Genomic DNA, 20,972 nt, shown 5'->3' with positions numbered 1-20,972 from the left:
AAATAAAGCAATTACTCTCTTTGGAAGAAAATAATGATTCTTTGTTAAATTAGGAATTTAATATTTTAGGCCGTTATTGTCTCCCTTCCCCACAGTTGGGGAAGGGCTGGGGATGGGGTGTTTTAAATCTCAAAACTTAATATTCTCAATAATATCGCTGGCTATCATGCTGGTTGGGCTTTTAATTTGGGCGGCTCGGTCTCCGGCCAGACCGTGTTCGTACACACCTAGAATGGCAGCCTCTTGTGGCGCGTAGCCCTGCGCCAGTAATGCCAATATCATGCCTGTAAGTACATCTCCGCTCCCACCTTTGGCCATTCCGGCATTTCCTGTTGAGTTGAAATGAATTGTACCATCGGGTAAAGCAATGGCCGTAAAAGCGCCTTTCAGGCACACAATACATTTATAATCAGCAGCAAAAACGCTTAAAATCTTTAGTTTCTCGTAATCATTCTCCCAATTTGTGCCAATCAATCTTTGAAACTCTTTTGGGTGCGGCGTTAATATGGCATTTTCGGGCAGTAGTTTTAAACGCTTTTTATCGGCAGCAATGATATTCAGTGCATCGGCATCTATCACAATTGGTACTTTTATGTTTTTCAACAGTTCTTCAACCAATGCCACAGTTTCGGGCTCAGTGCCGATACCGCAACCAATACCAACAGCCTGATAAGCCTCTAATTCGGGGAGTTTTTCGAGCGAATCTACACTTTCATTGGGCAAACACATAGCTTCGGGGATACTCGTCTGTAAAATCTCATAGCCACATTTTGGCGCATAAACCGTAACTTTTCCTACGCCCGACCTCAAACAAGCACGTGTCGAAAGCACGGCTGCTCCTATCATGCCATAGCTTCCGGCCATCATAAGGGCGTGTCCAAAATTACCTTTATTAGCAAATTTCTTTCGGGGTTTAATTATGGCTTTAACAGTTTGGCTATCGGTGTATAAATATTTAGCGGCTATTTGTTCAATAAATTTTTCGTGCAGACCAATGTCTACAACTATCCATTCGCCTACAATGTCGGCATTTTGTGGTAATACAAAGGCTAGTTTGGGAGCCTGAAAGGTAATAGTATAATGAGCATTGATAACTACATCGTCTTTGGCATTCAGCGAATCAGCAAATAAACCTGTGGGTATATCAACCGCTACAATTTCGGCTTTGCTTGCATTTAGTTTTTCGGCCACTGATTTTATCAATCCATCCAACGGCCTTGAAAGTCCTGCACCCAGTATAGCATCAATTACTAATGTATTATCATCAAAATTCGGTAGTTCTGTTGTGTTTTCTACCCACTGTGATGTAATTTTATTCTTTAGTCTTTCAAGGTTTATCAGAAAATTAGCCGATTGCTTATTTGAGTAATTAACAACATATATCTCAACCTCATAGCCTAAAGCATAAAGCATTCGGGCAATGGCAAGGCCATCGCCCCCATTATCGCCCAAACCAGCCAGCACAAATATTTTCTTATAAGCCGTAGAAAAATGCTGAATAAAATTATTCACAAAAGCCCTTGAAGCACGCTCCATCAAATCAATAGAAGCGATAGGCTCGTGGATAATGGTATATTCATCGGCCTCTTTTATCTCCGATATATAATTGCCATCCTCTGTGTGCTTTCTTGTTAATAAAATTTTCATCAATTTTGTGGTTTGAGAATTTAGTGAATGAGTGAATTAGCGATTTAGTGATTGTTTAGGCTATATTTGTAGAAAAGCCACAATCACAAAAAACCGTTTAATATTAAATCCTTTTTTGCATATATTGTTTATCAAAATTTATAAAATAAAGACCATTTCCGTAGAAAAATACATTAGCAAATTAAGAAATAGTAAGGATTTGAGCATAAAAATCCAATCACTCAATCACGAACTCACACAATCACTAAATAGATTTTTAAAACCTAATCATACAAAAATATGTCAGAATTTATCAGCGGCATTCAACAGGTGGGAATTGGCGTGCGAGACGCCGCAAAAGCCTTTAATTGGTATAATAAAACATTAGGGCTCAATGTCCCGCTTTTTGATGACGTGGCCGAAGCCAAACTCATGACACCCCATACCAATGGTATCGTCAGACAACGCCGTGCAATTCTGGCCCTGAATATGGCCGGTGGCGGTGGTGCCGAAATCTGGCAGTCGAATCGTCCGGAGCCACTCGCACCTGATTTTACGCCTGAACTTGGCGACTACGGTATTTTTGCAGCCAAAATAAAATCCTTAGATGTAAAGCAGTTTGCGGCAAAAAATAACTTAAAAGTAGAAACATCGCCCGAAAACAAAACAACAAGCTGGCTGCTTGACCCTTATGGTAATCAGCTACAAATAGTACCCGATACCTCATGGTTTAAGCCTAAAGATACCCTTACCGGCGGTATTGTTGGGGTAATTATAGGCGTAAGTGATATTGATAAAGCCCTGAAACTGTATAAAGACACACTGGGCATAAACGAAGTAGCTTACGACAAAACAGGTGAGTTCGACGATTTTGCAGCTTTGGGCAAAGGGAAAGTACGTTTCAGAAGAGTTTTACTGCGCAGAAGCATGAATAACAATGGCGCATTTAGTAGGCTGATAGGTAATATAGAAATTGAACTAGTGCAGAATTTAGAACCCGATGCCAAGCCAAGAACAATATTTGCAAACCGCAGTTGGGGCGATTTGGGTTACATACATGTGTGTTTCGACACAATAAATATGAATAATTTGAAACAACTTTGCCAAAAAAATGGTTTTCCTTTTACAGTAGACAGTAGCGACACCTTTGATATGGGCGAAGCAGGTGGTAGATTCACATATCTGGAAGACCCCGACGGTACGCTGATAGAGTTCGTTGAAACGCATAGAGTGCCAATATTGAAAAAAATAGGCTGGTATTTAAACCTTAAAAAGCGAAAAACCCAGAAACCTCTGCCCGATTGGATGATTGCAACTATGGGGTGGGGTAAGGTAAAAGCTGAGGAATGATATCAAAAAAAGGGGTAACGATTATTTTTATACGAATATTGAAAAAAAACTTATTTTTTTTTCAATCAAATTTTTACTCAAATACATTTTTTTATATATTAGCATCAAGAAATACAACAAATGAAAAATCAAAACGTTTTTTGGTTTTTACAGTAGAAATTGTTAATTTTGCAGTCCGGTTAGGAGAATGCTGGGTTTGTACGGTTCAGCCGCTTCGCTAAGCGAGTAAATTAATAATCAGGTAAATAACAAAACAATGGATTTGATTAAATTGGTTGAAGCAGATTTTGCTACCAAAAGAGACAGCCAACCAGATTTTAAAGCAGGTGATACAGTAAACGTTCACGTTAAAATCAAAGAAGGTAATAAAGAACGTATTCAGGTTTATACTGGTACAGTTATTCAGCGTCGTAACGCTGGTACAAACGGCGAAAGTTTTACAGTTCGTAAAATTTCAAATGGCGTAGGTGTAGAAAGAATCTTCCCTATTTTGTCGCCAAGCATCGATAAAATCGAGGTTGTACGTAGAGGTAAAGTGCGTCGTGCGAGATTGTTCTACCTACGTGGAAAACAAGGTAAAGCTGCTCGTATCAAAGAATTAAAGAAATAATGTACATCAAACCAACAATAGTTAAACTATTTGCGGTTTCAGATGTCTAAAGATAAAAGTAATAGCTTTTTCATAATTTTGTATGGGAAAAGGTCGCTTCTTTGAAGCGGCTTTTTTTGTTTATGGCCAATGTGTATCTTGCATACAAAATCATTGATACTATGCAGTTTTCTATCGACAAATCTATTGAAATACTTGAGCGCACACCTAAAGCCCTGCAATTGTTTCTACAAGGGCTAGATGATGACTGGACAATGCAAAACGAGGGTGGCGAAAGCTGGAGTGTATATGAGGTAATAGCCCACCTGATTACGGCCGAAAAAACAAACTGGCTTGTAAGGCTTGAACTCATTTTATCTGATGAAACAGACAAGAATTTTAGCACATTCAAGCGTGTTGCATCACCCGAAGAAAACACTCCTAAAATATTAGCCGAACTGTTAGCAGAATTTATCAGCGTAAGAAATGAGAATCTGGAGAAACTCCGTTCAAAAAACATTACAGCAGAAGATTTAGAAAAGAAAGGCATTCATCCGGTATTTGGTGAAGTGAGCCTTGCGCAACTCCTATCGACCTGGACAGTGCATGACCTGAGCCACACGGCACAAATTACACGCATTATGGCCAAGCAATACAAAACCGAAGTTGGGCCTTGGGTAGAATATCTGCGAATATTGAAATCTTAAGAAGATTTTCGGAATAAAAGAATTAAGTTTGAGGCCAATTTGTTGAACCACTATGAACAATCAAAAATACTCCGGTAATTTCTATAAATATCAGGGCACAGGCAACGACTTCGTGATGATTGATAACCGTGACGGGCAGTTTCCTGTAAGCCAGGCTTATATTGAACATCTTTGCCACCGCCGCTTTGGTATTGGTGCCGATGGGCTTATTCTACTTCAAAACGACCCCGATTACGATTTCAGGATGGTGTACTTCAATGCTGATGGCCGTGAGGGCAGTATGTGCGGCAATGGCGGCCGCTGCACCGTGCGTTTTGCCGAGGATTTAGGTATTTTCAGCGGTAGCACTACTTTTATTGCCGTTGATGGCGAGCATGAAGCCACAGCAAGCTCAGAAGTAATTGCACTAAAAATGGGCGAAGTACATAGCCGTGAGCACCATGAAGCATATGACTTTATGAATACCGGCTCGCCGCACTATGTGAGATATGTTGAGGATATTAAAAATTACGATGTATTCAACGAAGGGAAAAGCGTAAGATATGCCGACGAATGGGTAAAACGTGGAGGCACGAATGTAAACTTTGTTGAAAAGCTTGATGATGAAACTATCTATGTACGCACCTACGAAAGAGGCGTTGAAGACGAAACCTATTCGTGCGGAACTGGCGTAACAGCTTGTGCAATATCGGCGCATCTTAAATACAAGATGCCAAGCCCTATTAAGGTTATCACCAAAGGTGGTAATCTACAAGTTGCTTTTGATGAAGACTTTAAGAGTGTTCACCTCATTGGCCCGGCAGTACGGGTTTTTAATGGTGAATTATAAAAAATGCCCCGAAATTCTCGGGGCATTTTTATTAAATACTACCTACAAATAATTTTAGTACTGAGGTTGATTTATTGCTAGGAATTTTGTTATTTACAAGTTCTAAACACTAAACCTTAGATTTTGCATGACTAAATTTTTTACTACCCTGGCGGTACTATGCATAGTACTTTCAAACTCTGTTTTTGCTCAAAAAGAAAAAGAATCTACCGAAGTCCTTGATTCTTCGTTTGTAAAAATCCTTACTATCTTACAAGAACTCAAATACGAGCCGGCAGGCAAAACAATCGAATTAGGCGGAATGGGTAAACTGACCGTTCCAAAAGGCTTTAAGTACCTGAACAGCACCCAAAGCAAACAAGTATTAGAAGACATCTGGGGCAATCCGCCGAACGAAGCACCACTAGGTATGCTTTTTCAGGAAAACGGCTCGCCTGTTGATTCGGTTAATACCTGGGCGTTTATTATCAGATACGACCCTATCGGCTATGTAAAAGACGAAGATGCCGACGATGTTGATTACAAAGAACTGCTGGAACAAATGCAGAAAGAAGTGGAAGAAGCAAATACCGAGCGTAGCAAACTGGGCTATGGCACAGTAAGTCTCGTTGGCTGGGCTTCTACCCCGTTTTATGACAAAGAGCGTAAAACGCTCCATTGGGCAAAAAACCTCAAATTTTCGGGAGAAGAAACCAATACGCTTAATTATGATGTACGGGTCTTAGGCCGAAAAGGAATGTTTTCATTGAATGCCGTGGGCGATTTAACGGCTTTATCTCAAATCAAGCCCAAAATCAATGATATGATAGCCTCTGTGTCTTTTTCAGATGGAAATCGCTATCAGGACTATGATTCTAACTTAGATCAGGTTGCCGCTGTGGGCATTGGTGGCCTAGTAGCAGGTAAAGTGCTTGCCAAAGTAGGTTTCTTCGCTCTCTTGGCTAAATTCTGGAAAGTCATTGTGGGCGCTATTATTGTTGGTGGCGGTGCTATCAGAAAGTTTTTCGGCAAGAAAAAAGATGATACCGAGACTGATACCGATACAAACGTGAGCCCTTCGGAGCCAGATAATACGGAGACACAAGCCTCTTAGAAGTTATTTGAGTTAAATTTTGAAGATGAAAAAAAGCGGTTTTAAATCTTGTCTTGCAGCAAAAACCGCTCTTTTTCAATCCAACAAGATTAACTCAAACAGTTTCTTAAATATATCATAATTCCTTTGTTTTTTTTGTCAGCGACAGCAGCGGCCGGCCGAATTTATTCAATGAAAAGTTCAGAGAATGTATCTCTAACTATTATATTCGCAAAATAACTTTAACCAGCCTGATACAATGACCGAATTTGTATTAACCATTGAGTGGAAAGGATTTGAGCGAGATAAGTATGTGCACACGGTTCTTGAAGACAATATTCTGCCACCTTATATTAAAAATTGCCGTTGGTTTGCCGGAAAAGCCCGAAAAATCAAACAATTGAAAGTGAGGCACGTTGTGCATTTTGAAGAGTTTATCTTCCTGATGTTTGAGGCCCGATACGAAGAAGGTGACAATGAGTTATATCTTTTGCCTATCTCATTTATTGAAGAAAATGCACAGAATATTCCGGCAAAAGGGGTTTTGAGTAAAGCGACACTCGACGATAAAATGGGGTATCTGGTTGATGCCATTTATGATGCCAGTTTCCGTAGGGCTTTGTATAAAGCTATCTTTAATCAGTCGAAGATAACACAATACAATAACGATTTACTTGTATTTAATAAAGGTAAAATTCTTACTGAAGAAGCAGACGGACTAGATTCTCATTTACCCAATATTGATTCTTCAAACTCAGCCATGATTTTTGGTGGCAAATATTTTCTGAAACTTTACAGAAAACTATTTGCTGATACAAACCCTGAGGTTGAAATGGTTGAGTATATCACAGAGCATTCTGAATTCAGAAATATACCTCTTTTTGCCGGAAGTGTTACGTGGAACCGCCTAGAAGAGCTACCAATTACCTTTGGGGTGATGGTTCAGGTTGTTGAAAATATTAAAGACGACTGGAGTATGACCGGCGACTACCTCAACGATTTTCTTGAGGCTTTTGTAGAAGGTAATTTTCAGATTAAAGAGTCGGTCTTTGATAAAGTTTCACAACTTGCACATCGCACGGCACAAATGCACCTGGCTTTGTTTGCCTTACGTGGTGCTGATAAATTTAATGCCGAGCCCTTCGACCGTGAGTACAGACGTTATTTACACGGAAAATTTGAAGCGCTGCTAGAACGCCGCTATAATCTTTTAACAGACAATTATCTGCGTTTAGATGTGCAAGCTCAGAATCTGGCCTGGATATTTATGGAAGCCAAAGACCTGATACTTGACTTTATAGACCAGATTCTTACTCGTCCGCTCTCATCGTTCCGTACTCGCATTCATGGAGATTATCATCTGGGGCAGATTCTGGCTACCAACGACGACCTCGTGATTATTGACTTTGAAGGCGAGCCAGAGAGTAGTATCACAGAAAGAAAAATTAAGCACTCACCTCTTAAAGACGTAGCAGGTATGATTCGCTCGTATCATTATGCTGTTTCGGCAAAACTCTTTAACTCGGCCGAAACAAGCAATACAGATGCGATTGTCTTGCAGCGTGCTGCCGACCGCTGGTATAAACTCATAAAAGACACATATCTTGAAGAGTACCTGTCTATGTTTGGCTCACCGCACCCATTGTTTAAAGACCCGAATGAGGTAAACTACCTGCTTTTGTTTCACCTTTTAGAAAAAGCTATTTATGAACTAGGCTATGAGGTCAATTACCGACCAACGTGGGTGAAGATTCCGCTTAAAGGAATTGTTGAGGTAATAAACGAAATCGAGAAACTAAGACGCTGATATGAAAGCTTATTTTCAGAAACTTTTTGAACACGAGCATTGGGCAAACCTGAAAGTGCTAGAAACTTTTATGGAGGCAAGCCAGGCTTCTGACCGAACCCACGAGATAGTGTCGCACATGGCTGCCGCCCAGAAAATATGGATAGAGCGCATTAATGGCACAACATCTGACACAAAAGTGTGGGAATTATTCGAAAAAGATGCCCTGAAAGATTTATTCAATACCAATTATGCCGCTTTGCAGCAACTATTGTTGAACGAAGATTTTAGCCGTGTGGTTGCCTACCATAACTCCCGAGGCGAGCAACACAGCAGCCTTGTGAGCGATATACTTACACACATGGCTTTGCATTCGTCGTATCATAGAGGACAAGTTATTTTACTCGTAAAAGGGCAGGTAGAAAAACTACCCGCCACCGATTATATTTTTTATTACCGATAAGCCCTATATTTGCTTTCCATCATCAGCATAGTAATGAATCATATTCCAACGTTCGACGACATCAGAGACACACACCAGAAAATCAGAGCTTATATTATAAAAACACCAGTATTGAGTTCCGACTTTATTAATGAACTGGCGGGTTGCCAAGTGTTTTTTAAATGCGAAAACTTACAAAAAATCGGTGCTTTTAAGGCTCGTGGAGGCATGAATGCCGTGCTTTCGCTTAGCAAAGAAGAGCAGCAGAAAGGTATTACCACACATTCGTCGGGAAATCATGCACAGGCTATTGCGCTGGCGGCTAAAGCTGTTGGTACGAAGGCTTATATAGTAATGCCCAACAATGCACCTGAAATAAAGAAAAACGGGGTAAAATATCTGGGTGGCGAAATCATTGAATGTGAGCCGACGCTAGAAGCACGTGAAAGCACTGTACAAAAGATAATAGATGAAAAAGGAGCTACTTTTGTGCATCCTTTTAATAATTACGACGTAATAGCCGGACAAGCAACCGCAGCCGTTGAATTGATTGAACAAGCCGGAGAATTGCAAGTAATCATGGCCCCTGTAGGTGGTGGTGGCTTATTGAGCGGCACTGCTTTAGCAGCGCATTATTTATTACCAAATGCCGATGTAATAGCCGGAGAACCAGAGGGTGCAGCCGATGCGGTGTTATCGTTCAAAAGTGGAAAAATAGAAAAAGCGCCCTACATTAAAACCATAGCCGATGGCTTATTGACTAATTTAGGTGATAAAACATTAGAGATTATCCGCACCTATGTGAAAGATATTATCACGGTTAGTGAAGAAGAAATTGTTGAAGCAATGCGCCTGATTTGGGAACAACTCAAAATTGTTGTTGAGCCATCATCAGCCGTTCCGTTTGCTGCATTACTAAAAGATAAAAAACGCTTTGAAGGCAAAAGAGTTGGGATTATCCTAACGGGCGGAAATGTTGATTTAGGGAAATTGCCGTTTTGAGGTTGGGGAATTGAGTGATTGAGTGATTGAGTGAATGTGTGATTTAGTGATTTTTCCTTTTTATTTGAAGGTTGCTGATTAGGATAAAAGAATAAATATTCTTTAAAATTTGCTAGTGAAGACAGATTTTAGCTAAAGCCCCATCAGTATAATATTTTAGTCACTCCAGCTAATTAAGGTTCAAGAAATAAGCGTTCTTTAAATAAATCAGACCGATTCGTAGAGACGACATGCTGGCGTCTCCAAGGGCCTGTAAAAATTAAAGATTTATCTATTAGGTTGGTCTCTCAAATATGATTTTTTGAGGTTTATAGACCCTTGGAGACGCCAGCATGTCGTCTCTACGAAAGAACGCTTATTTAGTAGTACATTTCTACCAAATTTGACAATTTTATTCTTTTTCTATTCCTCCCTCTCCACAAACAACTCTGTAAATCTAAAAGTATAACCATCAAACAAACCTAAATCACTTAATTTTAATGATGGGATTACAAGCAATGCCATGAACGACAGGCTCATAAAAGGTGAGATAAGTGTGCTTTTGAGTTGTTCTTTGGCAAATTTATCAATCATGGTGTAACTTTCGGCTATCTCATAACCATCTTTGTTGCTCATAAGCCCTGCTACGGGTAAAGCCAATACACCTTTTTTGAGATTGCTTACAGCCGACACTCCACCCTGCTCCCTTACTATCAGGTTTACCGCTTCACAGATTGACTCATCGTCAACCCCAACGGCTATGATATTATGCGAATCATGCGCCACCGATGAGGCAATTGCTCCCTCTTTTAAACCGAAATTATTGATAAAAGCTACGGCAGGCTTACCTTCAGCATAGCGGTTATAAACTACCACTTTCAGAATATCTGCTTCGGTATCGGTTTGAATCTTGCCTTCAAAAACTTTAGGTTCTACCAGTATTTCTTTTGTAATCAGTTGCCCATCTATGGTTTGTATTACACGCAGTAGGTTATCTTTTGCCGGAATCGTAACGATAATATCCTTAGGGTCGAGAGGTTGGCAATTAAAATTATTAACAACATCGCTTGTGAGGTTTGGCATAAGCGAAGTGCCATTTTCTGCCACTTTTTGGCCCTCAATATAGGTTTCAAGCACTTCAAAGTTTTCAAGATTATCGACCAATATAAAATCGGCCCAGTCGCCTTCTCTTAGCAAGCCAACATTCATGCGGTAATGCAACACCGGATTAATAGTTGCCATGCGCAGCACTTTAAACCTATCAATACCTTTGGCAATGGCTCTTTTTACAAGCTGATTGATATGCCCTTCTACCAGATTATCAGGGTGTTTGTCGTCAGAACAAAACATCATTTCCGAATAATAGGTATCAGCCAAGGGAATGAGTTCTTCAAAATTCTTGGCAGCACTCCCCTCCCGAATCAGGATTTTCATACCCATTTTCAGTTTCTCGAGTGCTTCACCTTTCGTGAAACACTCATGGTCGGTCTCAATGCCTGCATCAATGTATTTCTTGGCCGATGCACCTCTTAAACCCGGTGCGTGTCCGTCAACAGGTTTATTAAAAGCTTTAGCCAATGCAATTTTCTGCATTACAGTAGGGTCTTCGTTCAATACCCCCGGAAAATTCATCATTTCGGCCAGATACCCTACTTCTCTGTAAGTAAACAAATGCGCTATATCATCTACCGTTACAGTAGCACCTGCGGTTTCAAAGGTAGTGGCAGGTACGCACGAAGGCGCACCAAAGCAGAATTTAAAAGGCACTTTGCGTCCGTCTTCAATCATGTATTTTACCCCATCTACACCAAGCACATTAGCGATTTCGTGCGGGTCAGAGACGGTTCCTACTGTGCCATGCACTACGGCAAGCCTTGCAAATTGCGCAGGCGTAAGCATCGAACTTTCAACATGTATATGTGCATCAATCAAGCCCGGTAATATGTACTTCTCCCCCGCTTTTTCTTCTCCAAAATATCTTATCTGCTGAATCCTTTTGTTTTCTATTGTTATTTCTCCAAATTCGATTGTTCCATCAAACACATTTACAAGGTTGGCTGCGAAGGTAGTCATTGTATAAAAGGCTTAATTTTATAGGCGTAAATAGCTATTCTGAATTGAATATATCATTCTTTTTAATAAAAGGCTAATTAAAGCCGTTGAAAGGGCTAAAAATAGTCATTTTTTTATCAAATATGCCGTTCCTAAAAAAACAATTCTAAATCTGACACTTTTTATGATATTTTACGTTTAAATGTATGTATGAATCAAACGTATGTGAAATGAATAAAAACGATGTAGAACTGAACGAAAAATTTGCAGAAAGACGTAAATTTGACCTTCTGGCAAGTTTGGCTATCGATGCGCTTGGTATGTCGACCTACCTGCTACCTGCTTTGGGTGAAACCTTCGACCTGGCTTTGGCTCCGGTTATTGCGGCTTTGATATACGCAGTGCACCGAACATCTTTCGGAGCGGCCTTTGGTTTTATTGAAGAGATTCTTCCATTTACAGATATTATTCCGTCGGCTACAATTCTGTGGGCGTATCGTTATATTTTCAAGAAAAAAGACACATGGCAAACATTTGCCAACAAGTTTAATAAGAAGAGAGCCATCACGATTCCGGTTGTGAAATAAACCCTCTGACGATTGAAACCCGAAAGCCCTGGCCTGTTTTGGTTCGGGGCTTATTTTTTGGTTTGCCTGAACAAATAAAAAATCCTCTCTGTAAACAGAAAGGATTTTAAACGCCTGTAAACAGGCAATAATATCAATCTTAGAAGTGTCTTTCGCCAGCTTCTCTTTTAGCAAGCATTACGGCTCCGGCCATTGCTGCAAGAAGCAAAATTGAAATAAGCTCAAAAGGAAGCAGGTACTCACCATAAAGTGATTTACCCAATACTTCAACCATACCGCTCTGCGAGTTGTAAGTGTACGGGTTCACAGGCTCACGCTCGGCTCGGCGCAAGAAGATAATCAGAACAGTACCTAAAACAATAGCAGTTATTACGGCTGTAATGATAATTTTCTCTTTTTTCATTTCTTCGGCCTCTTGTCTCATATTCAGAAACATGATAACAAACAGAAACAAAACCATGATTGCACCTGCATATACAATGATATTAACCGCTGCCAAAAACTGTGCATTTAACAAAATATAGTGTGCCGATAGCGAGAAAAACGTAACTATCATATAAATAACACTATGCACAGGATTGCGAGACATAATGGTGCCTAAAGCCCCAAAAAGGGTAAGCACCGAAAGTATAGCAAAGGTGTAATAGATTGGTGGTAGACTAAGTAAATTTTTAAAATATTCCATATTAAAATTGTCTCAGATTGTTAAGACCTCTCGATTAATCGTTTTTCCAAAGTTTCATTGCATCTTCTTTCGTCCAGGCATCACGGTGATAGCGCTGTTTCGGGTCTTCTACGAGCTTATCTTTACCATAGATTACGTCTTCACGGTCGGTAAAAATAGGCACGAATTTATCATGACGAAGATAAACCGCTTGTTTAGGGCAGGCTTCTTCGCAAAGACCACAGAAAATACAACGCAACATATTGATTTCATATACGGCTGCGTATTTTTCTTCACGATAAAGGTGCTCTTCGCCTTTGCGTCTTTCTTGTGCTACCATCGAGATTGCTTCGGCCGGACAAGCCACTGCGCAAAGCCCACAGGCTGTGCACCGCTCACGTCCTTCTTCGTCTCTCTTTAATATATGATGCCCACGAAAAACAGGCCCTAAATATCTTTTTTGCTCAGGATACTGAATCGTTGGCTTTTTCATGAAAAAGTGACGAATCGTAATTCCTAAACCTGTTGCTATAGAAGGCAAGTAGCTGCGCTCAAATAAACTCAGCTCACTCTTATCTGTTTTTTTAGCTCTATTAGTTAATTGCATAATTTTAATATTTCAATACACACCATCATACTGAATCAGCTAGATGGCTTGCTATATTTTAAGCACCTAAAACTGCTCCTTTCTTTTTCGGACGCATTGCCCAGAAAACCGATACTATCAGAATCAATACCAAGAGACCAACCCAGATACCTACCAGTTTATAACCCGAAAGCATAGCTACTGCCGTGATGATCATGTTACCTACAGCGAGCGGAATTAATGCTTCCCAACCTAAGTGCATCAATTGGTCGTAGCGGAAACGTGGAAGTGTCCAACGTACCCACATAAAGAAGAAGATTCCGAAAAGGATTTTAAGGAACATAGCACCAATACCTAAGCCAGTAGCAAGGTTGTGGCCTACAGTTTCTCCTAATGCACCTACTAATTGTGCTTGTACCCAGTCCATACCCGGATAATTGTAACCACCGAAGAACAAACAAGCCGTAACTGCCGACGAAGCAAACATATTGATGTATTCGGCAAATAGATAGAAACCTAGTTTCATTGAGCTATACTCTGTGTGGTAACCACCTACAAGCTCGGTTTCACACTCTGGTAAGTCGAATGGTGTACGGTTACACTCTGCAAAAGCACACACAATGAAAATCAAACAACCTAATGGTTGATACCAGATATTCCAGTTACCTCCGTGTTGTTGCTCAACGATAGTACGTAGCGATAATGAGCCCGACATCATCAGAATAGCGATGATTGACATACCCATTGCAAGCTCGTAGCTGATATTTTGTGAAGCGGCACGAATAGCACCCAACAAAGAGAATTTGTTGTTTGATGCCCAACCACCAATCATGATACCGTACACACCCAGCGAAACCACGCCAAATACATAAAGAATACCAATGTTGATTTCGATAGCCTGAACCGTTACTGTTTTACCATCAATCAGGAACGAATCTCCGAAAGGCACAACTGCGCTCGCCATCAAGGCCGTAAGCATCGAAAGACAAGGCCCTAAGATAAACAACCATTTATCAGCCTGTGCCGGAATAAAGTCTTCTTTAAAAAACATTTTACCTGCATCAGCAAGGGGCTGTAATAAACCACCCCAACCTGCACGGTTTGGGCCTGGCCTGTCCTGAATGTATCCGGCTACTTTACGCTCTGCCCAAGTTGAATAAGCTGCTACGCCAAGGGTAATTGCAAAAATTACTATAATTATAAGGGCTTTCCAAAGAAACATTGTTTCGTTTGCCCATTGAATAAAACCGTTCATAGTTTGTTAATTACTTATGCCCAAAATATTTTTCATCTGTTGCCATCAAAGCCTTATAATCATCTGACTTCTCGATATCTTTCATTTCGTGCAGATACGGACGGCTGTCATCGATTTTCTTGTATTGTGTTTCGGCCAGTTGCAGAGCGAAGTCTGGTTTTTTCACAAGATTTTTCGAATACTTATTTGCCGAGATAACCGAAGCACGAGATACTTTAGTTGGCCCTTCGATTGTCCACTGGCTGGTTTGTTTTCTTTCAAAACGGCAAGTATTACAGATAAACTCTTTTACTTCACCCCACTCGTTTTTGCGGGCAGTAACACGAATCACCTCGTCGCCACGGTACCATAGTTGTACTTTACCGCTACATTTTTCGCAGTCGCAGTGTGCATCAACAGGTTTCGAGAACCATACACGGTTTTTGAAACGATACGTTTTATCTGTTAAAGCACCTACCGGGCACACATCGATTACGTTTCCTGAAAAATCGTTGTCGATGGCCTGACCAATGTAAGTTGAGATTTCGGCGTGGTCGCCACGGTTCATTACACCGTGTACACGTTTATCGGTTATCTGGTCGGCAGTGTACACACAACGGTAGCACAACACGCAGCGTGTCATGTGTAGTTGAATATACGGGCCTAAGTCTTCTTTTTCGAAAGTACGGCGTTCTTCTTCGTATCGGGTTGCACCTACACCGTGCTCATAAGAGAAATCTTGCAAGTGGCATTCTCCGGCCTGGTCGCATACAGGGCAATCAAGCGGGTGATTGATTAATAAGAATTCAACTACCGATTTTCTTGCATCTACTACTTGTGGATTGGTGTAGTTTTCTACTACCATACCATCTTGAATAGGTGTGATACAAGAAGCTACCAATTTAGGCATCGGACGAGGGTCTTTAGCCGAACCAGCAGAAACTTTTACCAAACAAGCACGGCATTTTCCGCCCGAACCTTTTAGAGGCTCATAATAACACATTGCCGGAGGGGCAACTTCTGGGCCAATTTTACGCGCCGCTTGCAAAATGGTTGTTCCTGGTGGTACTTCAACCTCTACACCATCAATGGTTACTTTAAATAATTGAGGGGCTGTATTTTCCATAAAATCAATTTTCTTAATTTGGTTGTAAAGGGCAGCTTAAGCTAACACACTTTCTTTCATATAAACTGCACCTGGTTGTGTGGCTGCTATCGGGTTTTTCACGTGCCACTCAAATTCGTCACGGAAGTGGCGAATTGCTGAAGCAACAGGCCAGGCGGCTGCATCACCTAACGGACAAATGGTGTTTCCTTCGATTTTCTTCGAAATATCAACCAATAAGTCAATATCGTGCATTGAGCCTTTTCCGTGTTCAATACGGTTTAATACTTTTTGCATCCAGCCTGTTCCTTCACGGCATGGTGAGCATTGTCCGCATGACTCGTGCTCGTAGAAACGGGCAAAGTTCCATGTGTTACGAACGATACAGGCCGTTTCGTCAAAAGCAATGAAACCTCCTGAGCCTAGCATTGTTCCGGTAGCAAAACCACCGTCTGACAACGACTCGTAGCTCATTAAGCGGTCTTCACCATTAGCTGTTTTCAAGAACAAAGAACCCGGAACGATAGGCACTGACGAACCACCTGCCACAACGGCTTTCAGGTAATGGCCTTTGCGCACGCCGCCACAAAACTCATCAGAGTTCAGGAATTCGTCGCAAGTGATACCCAGATTGATTTCATATACACCCGGATTGTTGATATGACCAGACGCTGAAATCAGCTTTGTGCCTGTACTTCTACCAACACCAACGGCTGCATAGGCATCTCCACCATTGTTGATAATCCATGAGGTTGTGGCAATAGACTCAACGTTATTTACCACAGTTGGGCATTGGTATAAACCTTTTACGGCAGGAAACGGAGGTTTGTTTCTTGGGTTACCTCTTTTACCTTCCAACGACTCCAAGAGTGCTGTTTCTTCTCCACAAATATAAGCACCACCACCCGGATGAACTACTAAATCTAAATCAAAACCGCTACCTAGTATGTTTTTTCCTAAAAAGCCAGCCGCTTTTGCTTCTTCGATAGCCTTTTCAAGGATACGAATTACATACATTAACTCGCCTCTCACGTAGATAAACGATTTATTAGCACCTAAGGCAAAGCTCGAAATAATCATTCCTTCTATCAAAAGATGCGGAATGTTTTTCATCAGGTAATGGTCTTTAAATGTACCCGGCTCCGATTCATCGGCATTACACACCAGATAACGAGGCACACCTTCTGGTTTAGCCAAGAAAGACCACTTCATTCCCATCGGGAATCCTGCACCTCCACGACCACGCACACCTGATTTCTTCACTTCTTCCACCACTTCATCAGGGGTCATTTTCTTCAGGGCTTTCTCAACAGCAGTATAACCACCTTTTTTGCGGTAAACCTCTAAAGTTTCAATACCTGGTGTATTAATATGTTCGGTTAATATCTTCATGATACTATGTTAAAAAATCAAATACTTCTGTTATTTTATCACGGCTTACTCGGTAAAGTTCGGTATAAGCGCATCTTTTGCAGGTAACCGCCGTGTATTTGGTATGTTGTGCATCTATCACCGCCGACAAAACACCACCTCGTCCGTTTGTTCTGATTTCATCAATCAGAGCTTCGGTACTAGCACATTTAGGGCATTTGTATCGAAGGGTGTCTGCCATTGTTATTGATTAGATAATTCTGCAATTATTTCGTCAACCTTCTGGTTTGTCAGATGCATATAGTATTTCTCACGAATCTGGAAACAAGGCCCCCAGCCACAAGCGGCCAAGCACTCAACTTCTTTCAGCGTAAACAAGCCATCAGAAGTAGTTTGCCCCTTTTTAACGCCTAATTTTTGTGTCAGGTGCGCATATACTTCTTCGCCGCCCATTAATACACAAGGGCCTGTGCGGCAGTACTCTATTACGTGCTTGCCAACAGGTTCTAAATGAAACATGGTATAGAAAGTAGCTACTTCATAAACTTCAATCGGGGTAATATCAAGCAATGAAGCAACATAATCCATTACGTCCTGGCTCATCCATGCAAATTGCTCTTGCGCTAAGTGCATAACAGGCATAATAGCCGATTTTTGTTTACCTTCAGGGTAGCGGGCTATCATTTCTTTGGCTTTGGCCAAACGTTCAGGAGTAAAAGCTATTGTATTTTTGGTTTCAGTCATTTTTGTGTAATCAAATTTTAGGCATCTAATTCCCCTGCAATTACATTGAGGCTACTCATAATTACAATGGCATCAGAAATAGACACGCCTTTGCACATTTCAGGATAAGCTTGGTAATAAATAAATGAAGGACGACGGAAGTGCAAACGATAAGGGGCCCGGCCACCATCGCTTACCAAATAAAACCCTAGCTCTCCGTTACCGCCTTCAACTGCATGATACACCTCTCCTACCGGGGCGTCAATTTCACCCATCACAATTTTGAAGTGATAGATAAGTGCTTCCATGCTACGGTAAACCTCCTGCTTTGGTGGCAGGTAGTAGTGGTCTTCGTTGGCATAGTATGGCCCTTCCGGAAGGTTTTCTAATGCTTGTTTGATGATTCTGATACTCTCCCACATTTCCTGGTTTCTAACCATGAAGCGGTCGTAGGTATCACCATTGTGGCCTACCGGAATATCAAATTCAAAGTCTTGGTAAGATGAGTAAGGCTCCATTACACGCACGTCGTAATCGACACCTGCGGCACGAAGGTTAGGGCCTGTGAAGCCGTATTCTAAGGCACGCTCGGCCGTAATAGGGCCAACATTTACTAATCTATCAATAAATATTCTGTTGCGGTTGAATAGTTTTTCAAATTCAGCCAGCGTTTTTGGCAAATCGTGGTAAATCAATTGCTTGATTTTTTTGATAGCTGTTGGCGACAAATCACGCTCCATGCCACCGATACGCCCCATGTTGGTAGTAAGGCGGGCGCCACACATTTCTTCGTATATCTCGTATATTTTCTCTCTCTCCTGAAACACGTATAAGAAACCGGTAAATGCGCCGGTATCTACACCCAAAATAGAGTTACAGATAATGTGGTCGGCAATGCGTGACAGCTCCATCATGATAACCCTGATATACTGCGCACGCTTAGGTACTTCTACACCTAAGAGTTTTTCTACTGTCATGTGCCAGCCCATGTTGTTGATAGGCGACGAGCAGTAGTTCATGCGGTCGGTAAGGGTGGTAATCTGATAGAAAGGACGGCGCTCAGCTATTTTCTCAAATGCACGGTGAATATAACCAATTGTTTGCTCGCCTGATACAATTTTTTCACCGTCCATTTTCAACACATTCTGGAAGATACCATGTGTTGCGGGGTGCGTAGGCCCCAGATTGAGGGTAGTATATTCTGTCTCTTCTACAATTGGCCTGTTCAAAGCCAATGCGTCAGTAGTGTTCTTAGGGATAATCAGTTCTTCTGCCATTGTATTCAATTATCAATTAACCTCGGCTATCAAATATATATACGATATTCCGTTTCGGAAGCTAATTGTTCAATTTGTATTTTATCTTCCGAAAAGTGCGTCAATTTTATCCTCACGGGTAGCATCTTCTAAAGGATATTCTTTTCTCATCGGGAAATAATCCATTTCTTCAATGTTAAGAATACGTTTCAGGTTAGGATGCCCATCGAATATGATTCCGTAGAAATCGTAGGTTTCTCTTTCCATCCAGTTGGCGGTAGCATATAATGTGGTAGCCGTTGGGATGTGGATATCGTCAGCCGAAAGAAAAACTTTGATACGAACCCGCTTGTTATTTTCCAGGCTGTGCAAATGATAAATTACACCAAACTCTTCGCCGGTGTTATCTGGTAAATGAATACCACAAATATCGGTAAGGAAACGAAAACGGAATGTTTCGTGCTTATTAAGATATACCAGAAGATTAATTATATTCTGGCGGTTGGTAGTAAATGTAAGCAGCTCATAGGGCTCTTCAAAATTCTTTACATTTTCACCAAATTGAGCTAATATATCTTCTGCTATTTGTTGATTACTTAACATGTAATTCTGTTTAGGGATTAGTCTTGAACTTTGATTTAGCTGATTAAATGATTAAACTGACAAGACAAAAATAAGTTGATAACAGATTTTTTGTCTAATTGTTTCTTCATTTAAATCACCTCAATCAGGTAAATCAAAGTTCAGACAATTTATTCACTACTGAATATTATATGACTCTAACAAGGCTGTGTACTCAGGGTTATTGCGGCGGCGCAGCGACTCGTTACGAGCCAGCTCTTGTATCTGCATTAAGCCATCAAGAATCTGCTCAGGGCGAGGCGGGCAACCCGGCACGTAAACATCAACCGGAATGATACGGTCAATACCTTGTAGCACTGAATAGGTATCGAATATACCACCGCTCGACGCACAAGCACCTACGGCAATTACCCAACGTGGCTCGGCCATTTGTAAATATACTTGTTTTACAACCGGCCCCATTTTTTTGGCAATTGTACCCATTACCATCAGCAGGTCGGCCTGGCGAGGCGAGAAACTCGGTCTTTCAGAGCCAAAGCGTGAGATGTCATAATGAGAACCCATAGTAGCCATAAACTCAATACCACAACAAGAAGTGGCAAACGGCAAAGGCCACAGCGAGTAGCTGCGGGCCATACCTATAACTTTATCGAGCGAAGTAGCAAAGAAACCCGCTCCTTCTAATCCTTCTGGTGCTTCCACCATTTTAACTGAACTCATATCTTCTTACTGTTCTTGTTTTAAAAGACTTAAAACGTTTTTAAGCCAAAACAATTTTGAGAAATCTTAAAAATTAAATGCTTTAGCGAGTTGGTGCAAGAGCGATTGCTACAAGAATCTGTTAAATAAATTGCCGAATTGCTCATTTGCAGATACCGAAACGCTAAAAAACAAAAGTGTCGGATACACACCCGACAACTGGCTTTAATCACGCTCCCAGTTTAATACACCTTTTTTGATGATGTAATAAAAACCAGACATCAATAAAGCTAAGAAAACTATCATTTCAAAAAAGCCAAACCAGCCTAACTTCATGAAGTTTACCGCCCACGGATACATAAAGATAACCTCCACGTCGAAAAGCACAAACAAAATGGCTATTAAAAAATACTTAATTGAAATAGGGGTTCTGGCGTCTCCCTGTGACTCGATACCACACTCAAAAGGGTCGTCTTTTTTTACACTATTTCTTTTGGGGCCAATTGAATGAGTAACAATCATTGTAAAGACAATAAAACCAATAGCAGCGATTAACTGCACCAAAATAGGGAGAAAATCTGAGGGCAAGTATTCTTTCATAATAACTGTAATAGTAATAAACAATATAGGAATTTCTGATTTTGGCCCTACATCATTAACAATTAAATGCTTCGTTTAGTTGCAAACAAATTGCGTGTCAAAATTACTAAGTAAAGTTTCAGAAACAAAAT

22 protein-coding genes are annotated in these 20,972 nt (G+C 40.9%); 9 read left to right on the top strand and 13 right to left on the bottom strand.

Annotated elements, in window-relative coordinates:
- Positions 1-129 precede the first annotated feature (129 nt).
- The gene (locus WAE64_RS14840) at positions 130-1,647 is read right to left on the bottom strand and encodes an NAD(P)H-hydrate dehydratase (RefSeq protein WP_340237732.1); all 1,518 of its coding nucleotides are present in this window, start codon (positions 1,645-1,647) and stop codon (positions 130-132) included.
- A gap of 279 nt (positions 1,648-1,926) precedes the next feature.
- Between WAE64_RS14840 and WAE64_RS14835 the strand changes: the two genes are divergently transcribed.
- From WAE64_RS14835 to WAE64_RS14800, 8 genes are all read left to right on the top strand, one after another.
- On the top strand, positions 1,927-2,976 hold the full coding sequence (locus WAE64_RS14835; RefSeq protein WP_340237729.1) for a VOC family protein: 1,050 nt from the start codon (positions 1,927-1,929) through the stop codon (positions 2,974-2,976).
- Between the two features lie 256 nt (positions 2,977-3,232).
- Positions 3,233-3,586: a 50S ribosomal protein L19 gene (rplS, locus tag WAE64_RS14830; RefSeq protein ID WP_340237727.1), complete on the top strand. Its 354-nt coding sequence runs from the start codon at positions 3,233-3,235 to the stop codon at positions 3,584-3,586.
- A 161-nt stretch (positions 3,587-3,747) separates the two neighbouring features.
- Entirely contained in the window at positions 3,748-4,272 is a 525-nt protein-coding gene (locus tag WAE64_RS14825) for a DinB family protein (protein ID WP_340237726.1), read from the top strand.
- A 52-nt stretch (positions 4,273-4,324) separates the two neighbouring features.
- Positions 4,325-5,101 carry a diaminopimelate epimerase gene (dapF, locus tag WAE64_RS14820; RefSeq protein WP_340237725.1) on the top strand — a complete coding sequence of 259 codons (777 nt, stop codon included), beginning with the start codon at positions 4,325-4,327 and terminating at the stop codon, positions 5,099-5,101.
- A gap of 127 nt (positions 5,102-5,228) precedes the next feature.
- Positions 5,229-6,194 carry a DUF2167 domain-containing protein gene (locus WAE64_RS14815; RefSeq protein WP_340237723.1) on the top strand — a complete coding sequence of 322 codons (966 nt, stop codon included), beginning with the start codon at positions 5,229-5,231 and terminating at the stop codon, positions 6,192-6,194.
- A 238-nt stretch (positions 6,195-6,432) separates the two neighbouring features.
- On the top strand, positions 6,433-7,980 hold the full coding sequence (locus WAE64_RS14810; RefSeq protein ID WP_340237722.1) for a putative maltokinase: 1,548 nt from the start codon (positions 6,433-6,435) through the stop codon (positions 7,978-7,980).
- Position 7,981: 1 nt separating this feature from the next.
- A complete protein-coding gene (locus WAE64_RS14805; RefSeq protein ID WP_340237720.1) occupies positions 7,982-8,422 on the top strand; it encodes a DinB family protein in 441 nt (146 codons plus the stop codon).
- Positions 8,423-8,455: 33 nt separating this feature from the next.
- A complete protein-coding gene (locus WAE64_RS14800; protein ID WP_340237718.1) occupies positions 8,456-9,403 on the top strand; it encodes a threonine ammonia-lyase in 948 nt (315 codons plus the stop codon).
- A gap of 402 nt (positions 9,404-9,805) precedes the next feature.
- On the opposite strand, the gene ade is transcribed toward WAE64_RS14800, so the two are convergent.
- Positions 9,806-11,455: an adenine deaminase gene (ade, locus tag WAE64_RS14795; RefSeq protein WP_340237716.1), complete on the bottom strand. Its 1,650-nt coding sequence runs from the start codon at positions 11,453-11,455 to the stop codon at positions 9,806-9,808.
- 209 nt (positions 11,456-11,664) lie between these two features.
- Between ade and WAE64_RS14790 the strand changes: the two genes are divergently transcribed.
- Positions 11,665-12,021 carry a hypothetical protein gene (locus WAE64_RS14790; RefSeq protein WP_340237715.1) on the top strand — a complete coding sequence of 119 codons (357 nt, stop codon included), beginning with the start codon at positions 11,665-11,667 and terminating at the stop codon, positions 12,019-12,021.
- 139 nt (positions 12,022-12,160) lie between these two features.
- Here the strand turns inward: WAE64_RS14790 and WAE64_RS14785 are convergent, their stop codons facing one another.
- The 11 genes from WAE64_RS14785 to WAE64_RS14735 all read right to left on the bottom strand — a co-directional run bounded on the left by WAE64_RS14785 (position 12,161) and on the right by WAE64_RS14735 (position 20,844).
- Positions 12,161-12,706, bottom strand: a complete 546-nt coding sequence (locus WAE64_RS14785) for an NADH-quinone oxidoreductase subunit J family protein (protein WP_340237714.1) — start codon at positions 12,704-12,706, stop codon at positions 12,161-12,163.
- Positions 12,707-12,740: 34 nt separating this feature from the next.
- Positions 12,741-13,292, bottom strand: a complete 552-nt coding sequence (locus WAE64_RS14780; protein WP_340237712.1) for a NuoI/complex I 23 kDa subunit family protein — start codon at positions 13,290-13,292, stop codon at positions 12,741-12,743.
- A gap of 58 nt (positions 13,293-13,350) precedes the next feature.
- Positions 13,351-14,526 (bottom strand): NADH-quinone oxidoreductase subunit NuoH, encoded by a 1,176-nt coding sequence (gene nuoH, locus WAE64_RS14775; RefSeq protein WP_340237710.1) that lies wholly within the window; start codon positions 14,524-14,526, stop codon positions 13,351-13,353.
- Positions 14,527-14,536: 10 nt separating this feature from the next.
- A complete protein-coding gene (locus WAE64_RS14770) occupies positions 14,537-15,631 on the bottom strand; it encodes an NADH-quinone oxidoreductase subunit G (protein WP_340237708.1) in 1,095 nt (364 codons plus the stop codon).
- 36 nt (positions 15,632-15,667) lie between these two features.
- Positions 15,668-17,002, bottom strand: a complete 1,335-nt coding sequence (gene nuoF / locus WAE64_RS14765; RefSeq protein ID WP_340237706.1) for an NADH-quinone oxidoreductase subunit NuoF — start codon at positions 17,000-17,002, stop codon at positions 15,668-15,670.
- A gap of 4 nt (positions 17,003-17,006) precedes the next feature.
- Positions 17,007-17,222, bottom strand: a complete 216-nt coding sequence (locus WAE64_RS14760) for a zinc ribbon domain-containing protein (RefSeq protein WP_340237705.1) — start codon at positions 17,220-17,222, stop codon at positions 17,007-17,009.
- Between the two features lie 2 nt (positions 17,223-17,224).
- Positions 17,225-17,725, bottom strand: a complete 501-nt coding sequence (locus WAE64_RS14755; protein ID WP_340237701.1) for an NADH-quinone oxidoreductase subunit NuoE family protein — start codon at positions 17,723-17,725, stop codon at positions 17,225-17,227.
- Positions 17,726-17,742: 17 nt separating this feature from the next.
- Positions 17,743-18,981 (bottom strand): NADH dehydrogenase (quinone) subunit D, encoded by a 1,239-nt coding sequence (gene nuoD / locus WAE64_RS14750; RefSeq protein WP_340237700.1) that lies wholly within the window; start codon positions 18,979-18,981, stop codon positions 17,743-17,745.
- A gap of 81 nt (positions 18,982-19,062) precedes the next feature.
- A complete protein-coding gene (locus WAE64_RS14745) occupies positions 19,063-19,563 on the bottom strand; it encodes an NADH-quinone oxidoreductase subunit C (protein ID WP_340237698.1) in 501 nt (166 codons plus the stop codon).
- 156 nt (positions 19,564-19,719) lie between these two features.
- Positions 19,720-20,262 (bottom strand): NADH-quinone oxidoreductase subunit B, encoded by a 543-nt coding sequence (locus tag WAE64_RS14740; protein WP_340237696.1) that lies wholly within the window; start codon positions 20,260-20,262, stop codon positions 19,720-19,722.
- 204 nt (positions 20,263-20,466) lie between these two features.
- Positions 20,467-20,844, bottom strand: coding sequence for an NADH-quinone oxidoreductase subunit A (locus WAE64_RS14735; RefSeq protein ID WP_340237920.1), 378 nt, complete (start codon positions 20,842-20,844; stop codon positions 20,467-20,469).
- Positions 20,845-20,972 lie beyond the last annotated feature (128 nt).

Origin of the sequence: Emticicia soli (assembly GCF_037860775.1) — a bacterium.
Classification (GTDB): Bacteria; Bacteroidota; Bacteroidia; order Cytophagales; family Spirosomataceae; genus Emticicia; species Emticicia soli.
The sequence above is the reverse complement of the archived record's forward strand: the minus strand, read 5'-3'. Positions and strand labels throughout refer to the sequence as shown.

Bases quoted from the DNA above. Each gene is read 5' to 3' on its own strand.
- WAE64_RS14805 (WP_340237720.1), top strand. From the start codon at position 7,982: ATGAAAGCTTATTTTCAGAAACTTTTTGAACACGAGCATTGGGCAAAC.
- WAE64_RS14760 (WP_340237705.1), bottom strand. From the start codon at position 17,222: ATGGCAGACACCCTTCGATACAAATGCCCTAAATGTGCTAGTACCGAA.
- WAE64_RS14790 (WP_340237715.1), top strand. From the start codon at position 11,665: ATGAATAAAAACGATGTAGAACTGAACGAAAAATTTGCAGAAAGACGT.
- ade (WP_340237716.1), bottom strand. From the start codon at position 11,455: ATGACTACCTTCGCAGCCAACCTTGTAAATGTGTTTGATGGAACAATC.
- WAE64_RS14815 (WP_340237723.1), top strand. From the start codon at position 5,229: ATGACTAAATTTTTTACTACCCTGGCGGTACTATGCATAGTACTTTCA.
- WAE64_RS14840 (WP_340237732.1), bottom strand. From the start codon at position 1,647: ATGAAAATTTTATTAACAAGAAAGCACACAGAGGATGGCAATTATATA.
- WAE64_RS14745 (WP_340237698.1), bottom strand. From the start codon at position 19,563: ATGTTAAGTAATCAACAAATAGCAGAAGATATATTAGCTCAATTTGGT.
- dapF (WP_340237725.1), top strand. From the start codon at position 4,325: ATGAACAATCAAAAATACTCCGGTAATTTCTATAAATATCAGGGCACA.
- WAE64_RS14810 (WP_340237722.1), top strand. From the start codon at position 6,433: ATGACCGAATTTGTATTAACCATTGAGTGGAAAGGATTTGAGCGAGAT.
- nuoD (WP_340237700.1), bottom strand. From the start codon at position 18,981: ATGGCAGAAGAACTGATTATCCCTAAGAACACTACTGACGCATTGGCT.
- nuoH (WP_340237710.1), bottom strand. From the start codon at position 14,526: ATGAACGGTTTTATTCAATGGGCAAACGAAACAATGTTTCTTTGGAAA.
- WAE64_RS14770 (WP_340237708.1), bottom strand. From the start codon at position 15,631: ATGGAAAATACAGCCCCTCAATTATTTAAAGTAACCATTGATGGTGTA.
- WAE64_RS14785 (WP_340237714.1), bottom strand. From the start codon at position 12,706: ATGGAATATTTTAAAAATTTACTTAGTCTACCACCAATCTATTACACC.
- WAE64_RS14825 (WP_340237726.1), top strand. From the start codon at position 3,748: ATGCAGTTTTCTATCGACAAATCTATTGAAATACTTGAGCGCACACCT.
- WAE64_RS14800 (WP_340237718.1), top strand. From the start codon at position 8,456: ATGAATCATATTCCAACGTTCGACGACATCAGAGACACACACCAGAAA.
- WAE64_RS14740 (WP_340237696.1), bottom strand. From the start codon at position 20,262: ATGAGTTCAGTTAAAATGGTGGAAGCACCAGAAGGATTAGAAGGAGCG.
- WAE64_RS14780 (WP_340237712.1), bottom strand. From the start codon at position 13,292: ATGCAATTAACTAATAGAGCTAAAAAAACAGATAAGAGTGAGCTGAGT.
- rplS (WP_340237727.1), top strand. From the start codon at position 3,233: ATGGATTTGATTAAATTGGTTGAAGCAGATTTTGCTACCAAAAGAGAC.
- nuoF (WP_340237706.1), bottom strand. From the start codon at position 17,002: ATGAAGATATTAACCGAACATATTAATACACCAGGTATTGAAACTTTA.
- WAE64_RS14755 (WP_340237701.1), bottom strand. From the start codon at position 17,725: ATGACTGAAACCAAAAATACAATAGCTTTTACTCCTGAACGTTTGGCC.
- WAE64_RS14835 (WP_340237729.1), top strand. From the start codon at position 1,927: ATGTCAGAATTTATCAGCGGCATTCAACAGGTGGGAATTGGCGTGCGA.